This window comes from Flavobacterium sp. TC780 (assembly GCF_056783245.1).
Window position 1 is genome coordinate 1 of record NZ_JBXBAV010000125.1, and the last position, 14484, is coordinate 14484.

A 14484-nucleotide genomic window follows, 5' to 3' on the forward strand; every position below is an offset into this window, starting at 1 on the left:
TTATGTATTGCTAAGGTTAATACATGCTCCTGTTGTTAGGGAGGCAGCACCTATACCGAACCGATACAGGATTTGCCCGAACTGAAAAAGGGCGATGAGCTGAAAATCAAAGAAGCCTCCTGTTTGGAGAAGAAAACCAAACCGCCTGTATTGTTTACCGAAGCCGGACTATTGTCGGCAATGGGAAATGCAGGCAGGGAAATCGAAAACGAGGACGAACGAAAAGCCCTGCAAAATATCGGTATCGGTACGCCTGCCACAAGAGCTGCGATAATCGAAACCCTGTTTACCCGTAATTATATCCAACGGGAAAAGAAATCCTTAATCCCTACGGAGAAAGGATTGCAGGTATATGGATTAGTCAAATACCGCAAAATTGCGGACGTGGCTATGACTGCCGAATGGGAATTGGCTTTGCAGAAAATCGAAAACAACGAAGTTGATGCAAGGGTATTTTTGAGGGAAATGGAAACCTATGCAAAGTCTATAACGGACGAATTGCTACAAACCTCTATTGCCAATGAGAACCTGCCTAAACTGACCTGCCCGAAATGCAAAAGCCAGCAATTGATTATCCGTGACAAGATTGTAAAATGCCCTGACGAACATTGTAATTGGGTACAGTTCCGTAGGGTTTGCGAAGTGCAATTAAGCATAGCCGATATTACGAGCCTTGTCAATAATGGTAAAACCCCTCTGATTAAGGGAATGAAAAGCAAAGCCGGAAAGAAATTCGATGCCTATATCGTGTTGAATGAGAACTCGGAAAGTTCCTTTGAGTTTGAGAAAAAGAAAAGCAATAAACGCAATGGAAAATAAGCCAACGATGATACCCCAAGCAATCAGCAACCTGATTTATACCATTCGTGATAAACAGGTTATGCTGGATAGCGACCTTGCTACATTATATCAGGTAGAAACCAAAATATTGAACAAGGCTGTAAAACGGAATTTAGACAGGTTTCCCGATAAATTTTGCTTTCAACTGACCGATGAAGAAAGCGATTTTTTGAGGTTCCAAATTGGAACCTCAAACGTAGGGCGAGGCGGAAGACGTTACCTGCCCTACGTTTTTACCGAGCAAGGAATAGCGATGTTATCTGCTGTACTCCGTTCAGATGTCGCCGTAAGAGTGAGCATTGAAATTATGGACGCATTTGTAGAAATGCGGAGAATGCTCATCAGCAATGCCTCTCTTTTTCATAGGCTGGATAAAATCGAAATCAGGCAATTAGAAACCGACCAAAAGATTGAGGAAATCTTTAAGGCTTTGGAAAGCGACAAGCTCCAAAGCGAAAAAGGTGTTTTCTATAACGGGCAGGTCTTTGATGCTTACAAGTTTGTAGCGGATATTATCAGGAATGCCGAAAGCTCCATTATCCTGCTCGACAATTATGCCGATGATACGGTGCTGACCTTGTTGGGCAAACGTAAGGATAATGTAACCGCAAAAATCTACACCAAAGCTATCAGCAATCAGCTAAGGCTGGATATACAACGCTACAACAGCCAATATCCCCCGATTGAAATTGAGGTGTTTTCCGATGCCCACGACCGATTTTTGATAATCGACCAAACGGAACTGTACCATATCGGAGCTTCGCTCAAAGATTTGGGTAAAAAGTGGTTTGCTTTTTCCCGAATGGATGTAGAGGTCGGTAGGATGCTTCAACTCCTGTATCAACAATAAACCCTCTATTCAGAGGGTTTAAATTTATACTATAACTGTAATTGAGCCGTGATACTCTTGTAATAAACTTTTAGTGCATCACGTTCATCTTTACCAACATAACTATTATGAGCAACCAAACACCGTATCTTATACAATTCATCAACCATTACGTTCAACCAATGTTCATTCTGTTTTGGAAAATACTTCCCAAAAATTGTCCAATTCCCGACTATTATTTTTCCTAACTCGATAAAGTCACAGTAAAATAAATTACTATTACCTCGAATGGGTAAATATTTACTTTCTTGTTCGCTTTTCTTTAATTTATCTATGGTTTCTTGTACTTTTCGGGAATATTTACTGTTTCCGTCTTCACAATTTCTTCAATAAAAATTCTTAAAGAATTTTCAATACAATATAAATATAAATAGACTTCCGACATTTCTCGTCCTTTTTGCTGTATGTCTTGCGGCAAAAGGTTTAAATGACCAAAGTTTACGCTTTGTTGTATTTCCTCGATGCTATCCAATAGGGAATTTTCATCTGAAATTAGAGGATAGAATATCTCGTTAATATATTTTCTGCGTTCTGCATACCCGCCTTTTGCTTGCATTTCTCTTCTAAATTCTTGAAGTGTAAAGCAAATTTTAAATTCCTTTGGTTGGTTGGTTTGGAACTTCGCAGATTTATTCAGCTCACTTTTCAATCGTTTATATTCTGCTTCATTATCACTTGTTATAGTAACATCGGTGGATGCTCCTGTAAGTAGTATTTTTAAGCGTTCAATGTTTTCTGTATAATTCATTTACAAAAATACTTTAGGTTATTCTTCTATACTATGCTCATCTTCGGGAAGCATAAAATCAAGAAATAATAATTCTGCTTTAGCTTCATCATCTTCAAATTTCAAATCCCAGCGTTTCTCCATAAATTCTAATAATTTATTACCTCGGTCAAGGATAGTCTCCGGGTTCCAAATATTATATCCAGACACTTCAATCTCTGAATGCGAACCGTCAGAATAGCCTTGTCTTAATTTCTCCTTTCTGTCATTATATTTTGCTGTTCGCTTATCTTCAAAGCAATCATTTTGCAAACTTGAATTTATACTTTGCGACAATGGTAAAAGGTTGCCTAATGTTCCCTGAAAGAAAGGTTGAAAAGTCTTTTTATATTCCTTGAAATTTTGTTTCCAATATTTATGCGTTGGTGTCTGTGGATAAATATGCTCAATAGAAACCTTATCTTTTTCGCTCTTTACAAACAGTTTCCAATCTATTTTTTGACTTCCTCTTTGTCTAACTTTTTCCATTTCATATTCATATAAGAAATATCTAAGCCCATTCCAAGAATAGAAACCACCTCCACTTTTAAACTTCTTGTCAATGAATTTTTGAAAATAGGTATAATCAAAGTAGATTTCTTCACAATTTTCAGGTGTATAAAAACAATAATCCATTCTTTCATTCAATCTGTGAATGATATTGTCAATTGTTAGTTCCCCATTTCGCAGTTGTCTTGCTGCACGATAAAATTCACTATTTCTGTATGTTGAAAAAGCTCGGCTAAGCCTGAATGTAATAAAAATGAAACGCTCAATAGCCCTAAAGAGCTGAACTCTTTTATCAGGATTAACATTCTTACTCAAATAAGCTACTGTTACAAGTGGACGAAAATAGATTATACCTATTCTATTCAAACGGTCTATCCAAAGACTTTCCTGTTTGGTTAAGTCCGGATTATTAACAGGGTTATGGGTATTATACCAATGTACGGCGGCAGCCTTTAAGCTGTTTACATAATCTTCTATTTCTTTGGGCGCAAGCTGGGAACGCATAACAATTACTTCTTCTTCTCCGTTTATTTCAACTTCTTCTTGGTCGGTGTCTTCATCTTCCCGAACTTCTTCAAACTCTTGCAATGAACTTAATTTTACCTCTGTCTTTGCATAGATATTTTGAGGTGTAAATTTCTGTTCAAGCAAAAAGCGAATATAATCATCGCCTTTTTCCCTTGTATATTGAAAGTACATTATCCAATGAGCCACTAAAAAATCATCATCATTAAGTGGATTTTTCTTGTTTCTCCCAAGTTGATAATAAACTTCTTTCCAAGCATCATTGATTTTTTCACGCAGAGAATTTCTCTCATCAGTTTTTAACTCCTTTTCATCATACAAAGTAGTCAAATAAATTAGCCTGTTTTTGAGAAGTTCCAAATTTGACAGCTTTTTACCACGATTATTCATCGTTTCAAATGCTACGAAAACATCAAAATCGTCACTTATTTCATAAACATTGAACATTAGGTTTTGCGTAACTTTTTTGAATAGTGTTTCTATCTCGGTTAAGCCGTATGTTTCAAAATAGTTTTGTAGATTTTCCTTGAAAAAGTGCTTTGCATTTTCAAGATTGAGCGTGTAAAAAGTTTCCTGTATTGTTCCGCTATTTGGTTCTAAGAACACCTTATGACGTAAATATTTAAAACTTGGATTATCGACCTCATAGCCAAACTTGTAGGTTGTAACAATAAACTGAGGAGGTTTTTCTATTACTAAATATTCTTCCTTAATAGCCTTTAAGCTAAAAGAGCCAAGATAAATTTCTTCATCTTTTTTGCCTTTGTTTTCCGGTATTGCTTTTAGCTGTTCCGAAATAGCTTGAATGAAAATTACAAATGTAGTCAACCGTTGTTGCCCATCAACGATATGGAAAGGTTTAAACCCTCTATCTTCAATTAACCATCGTTCATCATTCCAGTTATTCCAGATATTTTTATCGACTTTTTTCAAAGAGAGTAAGCCTGTATAGTGAAACCTATCGGCAGGAAGATTGACTAAATCTTCCCAAAAATCTTTCAATTGCCTTGTTGTCCAAGCGTAGCCACGCTGATAATCGGGTATTTTAAATATTCTGTCTTTAAAAATACTTTTTAAGGGTTCTAATTCATTCATTATTTGATGACCGTTCTTTTAATTGTTGATTTTATCAAGTATCAAAAATACAAATTAAATTCTTTGCTATTAATTGGTTTTAAGCCAAATCCTGCCTTTCAAAGCCAAACCCTGCCACTTCTTTAAAGCTACTTGCTACCTGCTCTAATTTTAGGCTTTACGCAAAATTCTAAAACAAAATTTATTATGAGTACACAGCAAAAAGACCTGTCTTATTTCCGTTTACGACTGCAAGAACACCTCAACGGTAGCTTTCCCGAAAAAGCACACGACCAAAAATTTATCGACCAGCGTTCCTCTTGGGCTGCCAGTGCTTACGAGGGTGCGTTCCGCTCCGGCAACGCTATCGACCAATGCAATGAGATTGCCAACTACATACTCTTTGAGGGCTTGCACTTCTCCAAGTTTGATACGGTTTTTCAGGTGGTCTGTAATGAGTTCGATACCCTAATGGCAGACGAGGAACTGCGACCGTTCGCCCTTAAAATGTTCCCCATCTGTGAGCCTGTATTTGCCAAGTATAAACTAACCGATGATTTCGCCTACGGGTATGAGTTTGATGTCCTCTATACCGAACTGACGGGAACCATCGCCATTTGGATTGAAGATAATGGGCTTCAGTAAACGTCAGCACCTCCAGCACAATATTGAAGCCCTGCGGATTGCTTTTACATTGGAAAAGGAGCAACGACAAGCGACCGCCGAGGAAAGAGGGCGTAATGATGAGTTACAGCGGATTTGGCGGTCTTAAATTCATTCTCAATCCCATAGCGGACGAAATAGACATCAACCATTGGCGGAAGACCGAACACGATTTGTTCCCGATAACGCAGGAACTCCACCAACTATTAAAAGAGAACGCTACGGACGAAAAGCAATACCGCCGATATGTGGACAGTATGAAAAGCTCGGTGCTGACCGCTTTTTACACACCGCCGGAAGTTATCAACGCTATATCCTCCACATTGAGGGATAGCGGTCTGAACATTGACAAATTCCTCGAACCCTCCGCAGGTGTCGGGGCTTTTGTTCAGTCCTTTGCAGAGAACCAAACCAATGTTACCGCCTACGAAAAAGATGTGCTTACAGGCAAAATTTTAAAGCAGCTTTATACCCAAAGTAATATCCGTATTACAGGCTTTGAGGAAATCCCCGAAAAGGAACAACAACAGCTATGATATAATTGCCAGCAACATCCCTTTTGGCGATACTTCCGTATTTCGACCTTTCCTATTCCCGAAAGTAAGGACCGTGCAAAAATACAGGCAGCCCGAAGCATTCATAACTATTTTTTCTGAAAGGGAATGATATGCTCCGAGAGGGCGGTCTTCAGGCTTACATTACCTCGCAGGGAATTTTAAACAGCCCGAATAATGAGCCGATACGCAGGGCGCTGATGGAAAACAACTATTCTGGTTTCAGTAGTCCGCCTGCCGAATAACCTGTTTACGGATTATGCAGGTACAGCAGGTCGGCAGCGACCTGATAATCCTTCAAAAGAACACGGCAAAACAAAATCTGACCCAGAAGGGAAGATCTGTTTTGCCAAAGCAACAAAACGGGGTACAGCACACCCAGCAATTCATCATTCAGGACGGTGCAAGAATTATAAATACCACCGTAAATTAGATACCGATGCCTATGGACACCTGGCATGTAATTTATACCCATAAAGACGGCATTGAGGGGATTGCCAAAAATCTTGAAACAGATGCTTTCCGAAGATTTTAGGGAGCACCTTGAATATAGTTTTGTACAAAGGAGAACGGAACGAAGAGCCAATAATAAAAATCCCGACTGACAACCAACACCAACACCTCCAGTTAGCAGAGCGTGAAATCATTCAGCCGAAAGCCACTATCGTTTTACGCAAACAACCGTAACCAATCGGGAAAGCCCGCAGGAATCAACGCAGTTAAGCATTTTTGACCTGTTTGAAAATGCTGGCGAACCTGTATGTTCAGTTGTTCCGCCTAAAGCGAACCCCAAGAGTCAAAAGGCAAACCTCTAAAAGAGGAAAACGCCTATCAAGGTCGGCAAATCGGACCTTATTCAGCGAGCGATGCAACAACCGTATACGCCAGTCCAATTGGTACGAGGTGTAAGATACCTCACCAAAGATAAAAAACAGGAAACTCATCGGCGACTTGTTTTCATAGTAAAACGGAAACGGCCAAGCGGACAACCAGCTATTCCCGTGACCTTGCCATTCCCGAACCTGCCTCCGTACAGTCAGCGAACTGCAATCGTTCCACCGTAACGATTGCCTTGTCGTGGATAACGGCTGGGTCGGTCATTTTCAGGATGTGGATAAGTAAGACGGAATGGCGATGTTCCATCCTTTGCAGTTGCCGGCCGCCCAAAAAGCAAGAGCCGAAGCGTATATCGCTGTACGTGATGTTTACAATGAGCCTTTACAGAAAGAAGCAAAATTCAGACGGAGCAAAAAGAAGAAAGGGAAAACCTGAACCGCCTTTACGATGCCTTTATCAAAAAGTACAGCAGCCTTAATAGTGCCGATAATATCAAGCTGATTAAAACGGATAGCTGCCGGAAAAGAAATCCCTTATTTGGAGCGTGTAAATGGCGGCATCGTTCAGAAAGCGGATATATTCAGCCATCCCGTAAGTTTTTCAACCACAACCATTAGCAACTGACAATCCGCCGATGAAGCATTAGCTTCATCGCTGAACAAATGCGGCAGGGTGGATTTGGACTTTATGTCCGAAGTCAGCAATATGACCGCCGATGCCCTGAAAGAAGCATTTGCACGGTCGTATTTTTTACAACCCGTTGGAAAGGGAGTACGAAATTGCCGAACGCTGGATAGCGGGCAATGTGGTTGAAAAAGCCAACGAAATCAGAGACCTACGTTGAACAAAATCCCGATGATAAGGAAGCCAAAACAAAGCCTTACCGTATTGGAGGAAGCCCGACCAAGACGTATCGAATTTGAGGAGCTGGACTTTAACCTCGGCGAACGCTGGATACCCACAGGCGTTTATGCCAAATTTGCTTCACACCTGTTCGATGCAGATGTAACATATCAACTATTCGGACAGCTCCGATGATTTTTCGGTCATTGAATCAGGGAAACTTAAATATTTGGGTCAAAGTATGCGGTCAAAGTCGGAGAGCCGGACGTTTGACGGTGTGGCGTTACTCAAACACGCCCTTGTCAATACGACACCCGATATAACCAAGAAAGTTAAGTAGACGGGCAGGAAGTCAAGGTACGGGATATGGAAGCCATACAAATGGCTAATTCCAAAATTGACGAAATCCGTACCGCCTTTATCGGATTGGCTACACGCCCAAAGTGACGAGTTTAAAACCCGACTGACCGACCAATACAACGATACGTTCAACTGTTTCGTCCGTCCAAACTATGACGGAAGCCATCAGGACTTTGCAGGCTTAGACCGCAAAGCGTTGGGTATCGAAGACCTGTATTCAGTAGCCAAAAGGATACCGTTTGGATGATTAAGCTGAACAACGGGGCTATCTGCGACCACGAGGTCGGTGCTGGGAAAACATTGGTTATGTGTACGGCTGCACAGGAAATGAAGCGTTTGGGCTTGGCAACAAACCAATGATAATCGGATTAAAGAGTAATGTACACGAAATCGCCGAAGCCTACCGAACTGCGTACCCCCACGCAAAAATACTGTTTCCAGGTAAAGGAAGATTTCACGCCACAAAAACGCCTGCGGATATTCGGGGATATTAAAAACAACGATTGGGATTGTGTCATTCTCACGCACGACCAATTCGGGATGATACCGCAAAGCCCCGAAATTCAAAAGGAAATCCTCGAAATAGAATTGGATAACGTGGAGCGAAACCTCTATGCAATGGAGGCAGACGGTGCGGAAGTTACAAGGGGGATGCTTGCCGGAGCTATCAAGCGAAAGGAAAACCTCGAAGTCAAACTAAAAACCCTACAGCACGATATTGAAAACCGAAAAGATGATATGGTCGACTTTAAAATGATGGGCATAGACCATTTGTTCATGGACGAAAGCCACCAATTCAAAAACCTGATGTTCAATACAAGACATACGAGGGTTGCCGGATTGGGTAATGTGGACGGAAGCCAAAAGGCGATGAACCTTTTTTTGCTATCCGTACCATTCAGGAGCGAATCAATGCGGATATGGGTGCAACCTTTCTTTCGGGTACAACTATCAGCAATTCATTGACGGAATTATACCTCCTATTCAAATACCTGCGACCACGGGCATTAGAGAAACAGGGCATTCACTCGTTTTGATGCGTGGGCAGCTATATACGCAAGGAAAACAACCGATTACGAATTTTCAGTGGCTAACAATATCGTAGCAAAAGAACGTTTCCGTTATTTTATCAAAGTACCGGAGCTGGCACAGTTTTACTCTGAAATCACGGATTACCGGACTGCCAAAGATATAGGCATTGACCGTCCCGAAAAAAAAGAAATCCTGTACAATATTCCGCCTACGCCCGACCAGGAGGAGTTTATTCAGAACTTAATGGAGTTTGCCAAAGTCGGGAAATGCCGAACTGCTCGGCAGACACCCGCTAAGTCAAAGCGAAGAAAAAGCCAAAATGCTTATTGCTACGGACTATGCCCGTAAGATGTCACTGGATATGCGAATGGTAAGCGGCTGTATGAAGACCACCCCGACAATAAGGCTACGCATTGTGCGCAAACATATTGCGAAGTATTACAACAAATATAATGCACAGAAAGGTACGCAGTTCGTTTTTTCTGATCTGGGAACCTACAAGCCGGGATGAGTGGAATGTGTATTCCGGAAATCAAACGCAAGCTCGTGGAAGACCACGGCGTACCTGCTAACGAAGTCCGGTTCATTCAGGAAGCTAAGAACGGACAAGCAGCGTAAAGAACTTATCAAAGGAATGAACGAGGGAAAAATCCGTGTGCTGTTCGGCTCAACTAGTATGCTCGGAACAGGTGTAAATGCACAGAAAAGAGCCGTTGCCGTTCATCACTTAGATACCCCGTGGCGACCAAGCGACCTTGCCCAGCGTGACGGTCGGGCAGTCCGAAAAGGCAATGAAATTGCCAAACTTTTTGCGGACAACAAAGTAGATGTAATCATTTATGCCGTTGAGAAATCTCTGGATAGTTATAAGTTCAACCTGCTGTTCAACAAACAGCTATTTATCGACCAATTAAAATCCAATAATCTGGGCAAGCGAACCATTGACGAGGGCAGTATGGACGAAAAGTCGGGTATGAACTTCTCGGAATACGTGGCAATCCTGTCAGGAAATACAGACCTGTTGGATAAGGCACGGGTTGAAAAACAGATTGCCGGATTGGAAAGCGAGAAGCAAGCGTTTAACCGCTCTAAGTACAGTGCTAAAGGCAAATTGGAAAACTATACGGAAGAATTTAACGCAGCTCAATCACGCCTCAACCGTATGACAACCGATTGGGAGAACTTACAGCAACGCATACAAAAAAGGCAGGACGGCAAAATCGCAAACCCCGTTCAGTTGGACGGATTGTCGCCTAATGCAAATGTTAAACAGATTGGAACCAAGCTCAACGAGATTGCAGACAAAGCCCGTACAGGTGGGGATTATCAGGAGATTGGCAGTTTGTACGGCTTTCAGCTTTTGGTTAAAACGGAAATGTCGCAAAAAGACGGCGTAGATATTCGGGTCAACCGATTTTTCATAAAGGGAGAGGGCAACATCAAGTACAATCATAATTTCGGTGTGATTGCGAAAGACCCTGAAACCGCCTCCGTTAACTTTTTGAGAGCGTTGGAAAAAATACCGCCACTTATTGCAAAGGAACAGGAAAGCATTGCGAGCTATCAAAAGGATATACCTGTGCTTCAGGAGGTGGTTAATGGTACGTGGTCTAAGGAGAGCCGACTGAGCGAACTCAAAACGGAGCTGGCTGCTATCGAGCGAAAGATACAGCTATCTATCGAACCGGAACAAAAAGGACAGTCTGCGGAACAGGTTGATAAAAAGCAAGAAACGCCAAAATCTTGGAGAGTATTGTACGGACAAAAGGTGTTCATTTGGCACGAGGGGTATTGTAAATAATGAGTTAATGAGAATGAAGACCTCAAATTTTGATTATAATGCTGGCTAAAAAGCAGGGGATCTGCAAATCCCCTGTTACTTTTTTTCAATCCAATGACTGACTATTTCTCGTCCTGTTCGTCCATTCTTTTTATAAGTGCTTCACGCATACTGTCTGATAATTTGGTACGAATGAATTTTATCTTTCGGGATTTGAGTTCCATAAACGTATGGTAAAAATCGCCTAAATCAATACCGAAAACACGCTCAAAATATCTAACGATATTGATAATATCCGTATTCCCATTGTTGAATACACTTAACAAAATACAATCCGTAAATCAATTCGGTTGTGAGTAGTTTTGCTTGCCGTCCATTTGAGTAGGCGGATTTTCTGATGTCTCTGCCTCTGATTGCTTTTATTTAATTTGGCTTCAGATAATACCTGTATTAAATCATTGGCAATAATCTCGGCTATTTTATAATCATAGAAGTAGAAAACCTAATATCTGTTTCCAAATAAATAGTGTTGATACTTAACTTAATATCAAATTTTCCTCTTATAAATAGCTTCTCATCAAGAAATGTACTGTTGGTACTATAATAATTCATAAAGCTCAAGGTTATTATTGAAGTGTCTTTTGAGTTTTCTCAATTCTTCATTGAAATATTTTTTGACCGCTTTCGTGCCGTTGGGCTTTTTGTTTCAATTTTATAAATGGCATAGTAATAAATGAAGTTAGCAACGATAAACGGGTTTCCGATGTTTGAAAAAATGGATTTCTTCAACATCATTCTTAAACCCTATTTTTAGACGCGCTCCTTTTATGTCGGACAATGTTTTAATGATAAGTTTTATAACTGCTTCAATTCGTTGCACAGAGCAATCGGTTTCAATTTCCAATTCCCGATTTTTGCCTCCAGCTTAATTAGCGTCTGTTGATAAAATTTATCCATACGGGTTATCTTAAATTAATATTCAGGCTGCATCTTTGATTAGGCTTTTTTAATTTGATTTTCTAAACATCAGAATGGCTACAACCGCCAAAACAATGGTGGCTATCCCACCGTACAAAAATTCTCTGTTGCGTAACTGTGTACCTAAAAATCCTGCTATCGGATAGGCGATTGCCCACCACAAATGGGAGAATGCGAAATGAGCACCATACACTTTGCCTTGGTTTTAGGTTCGATATTTTCGCCTATCAGTGTTTCGGACCGCATATCGGCTAACGTCTGCCCGATACCTGCCAAAATCCACAGGATTATCAAACCGTTGAACGGTACGAAATTGGCAAAACTAATGGCAACACCTATTAGCATTGCTCCGCTAATCAGTGAAACGCTACGTGTTTTGGACTTGTCCAAACTACCCAATAAAAATGCTGTAATCGCTGCACCTACACCGAATACCGACATTATCCAGCCATAGTGTTTATCATCTAACTGAAGATTTGTTTTTACTAATCCTACTGTATTGACCAATACCAAAGCACCTGCAACGGCTGATATAAATTCAATGCTCAATGCAAACCGTACAATCTTGTTGCCGAACAATAAGCGTATGCCTTTTAATACTTCGCCCCACGTTTTTTGAGGTACGGCATTATCACTGCTTACACCTTTTTGCAATGATGATTTCGGAATGGAAAGAATGAACAATATAGCGATGAACAAGGTAGCACCGTTGACGAAAAATATTTGTGTCGCTCCTAACCAAACTGCTACGATACCTGCTAATGCAGGACCAAATACGCTCAACAATTGAAAAGTTGCCATTGATAAGCCGTTAGCTTCTCTGTATATTTCTTTTTCTACTATCTGCGGAATGATTGCCCTGTATGTAGGCGTAAAAAATGCAGCAAACACATTCAATGCAAATATCAATGCGTACAACTGCCATTCGGCATTGACGAAAGGCAGCATACAGACGATTGTCATTCTTGCAAACTGCGTGATGAGCAATATCTGTTTGCGTTGGAATTTTTCTGATACCACACCTGCAAAGGGCGAAAATATGATGTATGCCGTTACCCTTAATGTTAGGGCTGATGCCAAAATAGCGGCGGCATTTTGGGGGCTTATCTCATACGTGAGCAAAGCCAGACCGAGCCACGTAAAAGCATCGCCGAAAAGGCTTGCTATCTGTGCGAAATAAAGCCTTGCGAAAGTCGTGTTTCGCAGGGTTTTAAATGGTTCTGTGATTACTTTTATTATATTATCTGTTGCCATTCAGTAATGATGTTTTTTATATATTGATATACTTTCATTAAGTATGTGTTCTTCGATGATTGATGATGTGAGCCGTGATAAGTCCGGCAGAACCTACATAGATAAGCGGTAGGTGGATATGATAAACAAAATCAAGGACTACCGAAATTAAAATCGTAAGCAATGAAACGGCAAAAAGAGCAATGACCAGCTTGCTGTCAGTCGTCTTGCAGATTTTGAAGGCTATAATAGCTCCGATAATCAAAAAGGCTAAATCTATATACGGATTATGCGATATGCCAATCGGTATAATGACAAGCAAGGGGAAAATCAGGCAATGGATTAAACAGAGCGTTGCTGCCGAAATGCCGAGTATGTCGTATGTTTTATTTTTCATTTATGATTTCTTATAGTATTGTTCTGAAATTTTTTAAATAATTCTGTTTACATATCGCTTAAAACTGTAATTCCTGCTCCTATCCAATAGTTAGAAAAGTCGTTGATTTGTCCGTATTTCGGACTGCCAAATACTGCCCGATACTGTAATTTGGTTGTAAAGTAAATGTCAGGACTGTTAGTGTTTGAATAAATCTTGTACGAAATATTTAAGCCGGGTTGTAACAGGTAGAAATAATTTGTAGCTACTTCTTTTGCACGTTTTCCCGAACCAAATCTTGCCCAATATATTTTTCTTTTTCGGCATTATCCCCAAGCCTCGAAATAACAACACCATTATTAAGGCTTACCCCAAGACGGATTTTATCTTTCTGAATTATGTCATATTGATTAACCCAGCCTATTTCATAAAAATCAACCAATGGCTGTCCTATCGAATAAGTGAAATTATCTGTTATCTTTCTTCCAACAAGTGAAAAACTAAGCCCCGTAGCCCACCTTTCTGACGGGGTAATATTTTAAATCCAAATATCCCCCGTAAAATCCCTTTTGTAGAATAGCGGTATTGACCGCCCCGGCACTAAGGGAAAACTCTTGCGGTGGTGTAGTATCGGAATGCTCCGAACGCTGTGCATTGGTAATTATGGAGCATATCAATAGTATTACTGTAATTGAAATCTTTCTCATATTTATCAAAAATTTTCTGCAAAGCCCTACCATACATTTGATAAGGCTTTACAGAGTTGTTGTTAAAAATTCATTATCATTTTCACGCTGATATTACGTCCCATATTGAAAACACCCATACGTCCTGTTGCGGGGTTTTCAAGGGCATACTTCAACCTGCTCAAATGATTTTGATAAGCCACGTCAGCCAAGTTTTCTCCACTGATATACAAAGACATAAAGTCGCTTCGGTTGAATGCCTTTATATTTGTTCCAATTCCTGCACTCAACAGCGTGTAAGCCGGTGTTGCCGTTTCTGTTCCGTAAGCACTGAAAAATCTGTTTTGCTTAAAGAAATAGTCTATACCGAATTTGATATAGGCGTTAGAAAATGTATGATTAACTTCCTTTAGTTCAGCTTTGATTTCTCCCCTGTACCTTGGGGCAGGAATAAACGGAGGTGCTGCCTCCCTAACAACAGGAGCATGTATTAACCTTAGCATATGTAACTCAACCAGTAGGTTAAGTAACAATGTAA

13 protein-coding genes and 3 pseudogenes are annotated in these 14484 nt (G+C 40.5%); 8 read left to right on the forward strand and 8 right to left on the reverse strand.

The window, feature by feature from the left end; genetic code table 11:
- Positions 1 to 57: 57 nt before the first annotated feature.
- Both AC1RYN_RS13730 and AC1RYN_RS13735 read left to right on the forward strand, forming a co-directional pair.
- Positions 58 to 819, forward strand: a pseudogene (locus AC1RYN_RS13730) (topoisomerase C-terminal repeat-containing protein); the annotation flags it as partial.
- Entirely contained in the window at positions 809 to 1690 is an 882-nt protein-coding gene (locus AC1RYN_RS13735) for an ORF6N domain-containing protein (RefSeq protein ID WP_024564661.1), read from the forward strand. The pseudogene AC1RYN_RS13730 and the gene AC1RYN_RS13735, both read left to right, overlap by 11 nt.
- Positions 1691 to 2000: 310 nt before the next feature.
- Here the strand turns inward: AC1RYN_RS13735 and AC1RYN_RS13740 are convergent, their stop codons facing one another.
- Together AC1RYN_RS13740 and AC1RYN_RS13745 are read right to left on the reverse strand one after the other, a co-directional pair.
- On the reverse strand, positions 2001 to 2477 hold the full coding sequence (locus AC1RYN_RS13740; RefSeq protein WP_481807414.1) for a hypothetical protein: 477 nt from the start codon (positions 2475 to 2477) through the stop codon (positions 2001 to 2003).
- A gap of 18 nt (positions 2478 to 2495) precedes the next feature.
- Positions 2496 to 4625: a DUF262 domain-containing protein gene (locus tag AC1RYN_RS13745; protein ID WP_024564663.1), complete on the reverse strand. Its 2130-nt coding sequence runs from the start codon at positions 4623 to 4625 to the stop codon at positions 2496 to 2498.
- A 186-nt stretch (positions 4626 to 4811) separates the two neighbouring features.
- Here AC1RYN_RS13745 and AC1RYN_RS13750 point away from each other — a divergent pair, with 186 nt between their 5' ends.
- The 6 genes from AC1RYN_RS13750 (at position 4812) to AC1RYN_RS13775 (ending at position 10694) form a co-directional block, all read left to right on the forward strand.
- The gene (locus AC1RYN_RS13750) at positions 4812 to 5249 is read left to right on the forward strand and encodes a DUF1896 domain-containing protein (RefSeq protein ID WP_024564664.1); all 438 of its coding nucleotides are present in this window, start codon (positions 4812 to 4814) and stop codon (positions 5247 to 5249) included.
- A 95-nt stretch (positions 5250 to 5344) separates the two neighbouring features.
- Positions 5345 to 5803, forward strand: coding sequence for a hypothetical protein (locus tag AC1RYN_RS13755; RefSeq protein WP_481807415.1), 459 nt, complete (start codon positions 5345 to 5347; stop codon positions 5801 to 5803).
- A 1152-nt stretch (positions 5804 to 6955) separates the two neighbouring features.
- Positions 6956 to 7093 (forward strand): hypothetical protein, encoded by a 138-nt coding sequence (locus tag AC1RYN_RS13760; RefSeq protein WP_481807416.1) that lies wholly within the window; start codon positions 6956 to 6958, stop codon positions 7091 to 7093.
- Between the two features lie 1146 nt (positions 7094 to 8239).
- Entirely contained in the window at positions 8240 to 8827 is a 588-nt protein-coding gene (locus tag AC1RYN_RS13765; protein ID WP_481807417.1) for a hypothetical protein, read from the forward strand.
- Positions 8828 to 8947: 120 nt separating this feature from the next.
- Positions 8948 to 9241 (forward strand): hypothetical protein, encoded by a 294-nt coding sequence (locus tag AC1RYN_RS13770; RefSeq protein ID WP_481807418.1) that lies wholly within the window; start codon positions 8948 to 8950, stop codon positions 9239 to 9241.
- Between the two features lie 286 nt (positions 9242 to 9527).
- A complete protein-coding gene (locus AC1RYN_RS13775) occupies positions 9528 to 10694 on the forward strand; it encodes a helicase-related protein (RefSeq protein ID WP_481807419.1) in 1167 nt (388 codons plus the stop codon).
- A 101-nt stretch (positions 10695 to 10795) separates the two neighbouring features.
- On the opposite strand, the gene AC1RYN_RS13780 is transcribed toward AC1RYN_RS13775, so the two are convergent.
- The 6 genes and pseudogenes from AC1RYN_RS13780 to AC1RYN_RS13805 all read right to left on the reverse strand — a co-directional run.
- The gene (locus tag AC1RYN_RS13780; protein ID WP_481807420.1) at positions 10796 to 10999 is read right to left on the reverse strand and encodes an RteC domain-containing protein; all 204 of its coding nucleotides are present in this window, start codon (positions 10997 to 10999) and stop codon (positions 10796 to 10798) included.
- Positions 10993 to 11285, reverse strand: a pseudogene (locus tag AC1RYN_RS13785) (RteC domain-containing protein). Before AC1RYN_RS13785 ends, AC1RYN_RS13780 begins: the two are co-directional and overlap by 7 nt.
- Before the next feature lie 501 nt (positions 11286 to 11786).
- On the reverse strand, positions 11787 to 12905 hold the full coding sequence (locus AC1RYN_RS13790; RefSeq protein ID WP_481807421.1) for an MFS transporter: 1119 nt from the start codon (positions 12903 to 12905) through the stop codon (positions 11787 to 11789).
- 37 nt (positions 12906 to 12942) lie between these two features.
- Positions 12943 to 13281, reverse strand: a complete 339-nt coding sequence (locus tag AC1RYN_RS13795; RefSeq protein WP_061084768.1) for a MerC domain-containing protein — start codon at positions 13279 to 13281, stop codon at positions 12943 to 12945.
- 244 nt (positions 13282 to 13525) lie between these two features.
- Positions 13526 to 13702, reverse strand: a complete 177-nt coding sequence (locus tag AC1RYN_RS13800; RefSeq protein ID WP_481807422.1) for a hypothetical protein — start codon at positions 13700 to 13702, stop codon at positions 13526 to 13528.
- A 327-nt stretch (positions 13703 to 14029) separates the two neighbouring features.
- Positions 14030 to 14484 (reverse strand): annotated as a pseudogene (locus AC1RYN_RS13805) (hypothetical protein); the annotation flags it as partial.

What these genes read in the sequence shown, in the direction of transcription:
- AC1RYN_RS13735 (WP_024564661.1), top strand. Translation starts at nt 809, where the DNA reads ATGGAAAATAAGCCAACGATGATACCCCAAGCAATCAGCAACCTGATT.
- AC1RYN_RS13740 (WP_481807414.1), bottom strand. Translation starts at nt 2,477, where the DNA reads ATGAATTATACAGAAAACATTGAACGCTTAAAAATACTACTTACAGGA.
- AC1RYN_RS13745 (WP_024564663.1), bottom strand. Translation starts at nt 4,625, where the DNA reads ATGAATGAATTAGAACCCTTAAAAAGTATTTTTAAAGACAGAATATTT.
- AC1RYN_RS13750 (WP_024564664.1), top strand. Translation starts at nt 4,812, where the DNA reads ATGAGTACACAGCAAAAAGACCTGTCTTATTTCCGTTTACGACTGCAA.
- AC1RYN_RS13755 (WP_481807415.1), top strand. Translation starts at nt 5,345, where the DNA reads ATGATGAGTTACAGCGGATTTGGCGGTCTTAAATTCATTCTCAATCCC.
- AC1RYN_RS13760 (WP_481807416.1), top strand. Translation starts at nt 6,956, where the DNA reads ATGTTCCATCCTTTGCAGTTGCCGGCCGCCCAAAAAGCAAGAGCCGAA.
- AC1RYN_RS13765 (WP_481807417.1), top strand. Translation starts at nt 8,240, where the DNA reads ATGTACACGAAATCGCCGAAGCCTACCGAACTGCGTACCCCCACGCAA.
- AC1RYN_RS13775 (WP_481807419.1), top strand. Translation starts at nt 9,528, where the DNA reads ATGAACGAGGGAAAAATCCGTGTGCTGTTCGGCTCAACTAGTATGCTC.
- AC1RYN_RS13790 (WP_481807421.1), bottom strand. Translation starts at nt 12,905, where the DNA reads ATGGCAACAGATAATATAATAAAAGTAATCACAGAACCATTTAAAACC.
- AC1RYN_RS13795 (WP_061084768.1), bottom strand. Translation starts at nt 13,281, where the DNA reads ATGAAAAATAAAACATACGACATACTCGGCATTTCGGCAGCAACGCTC.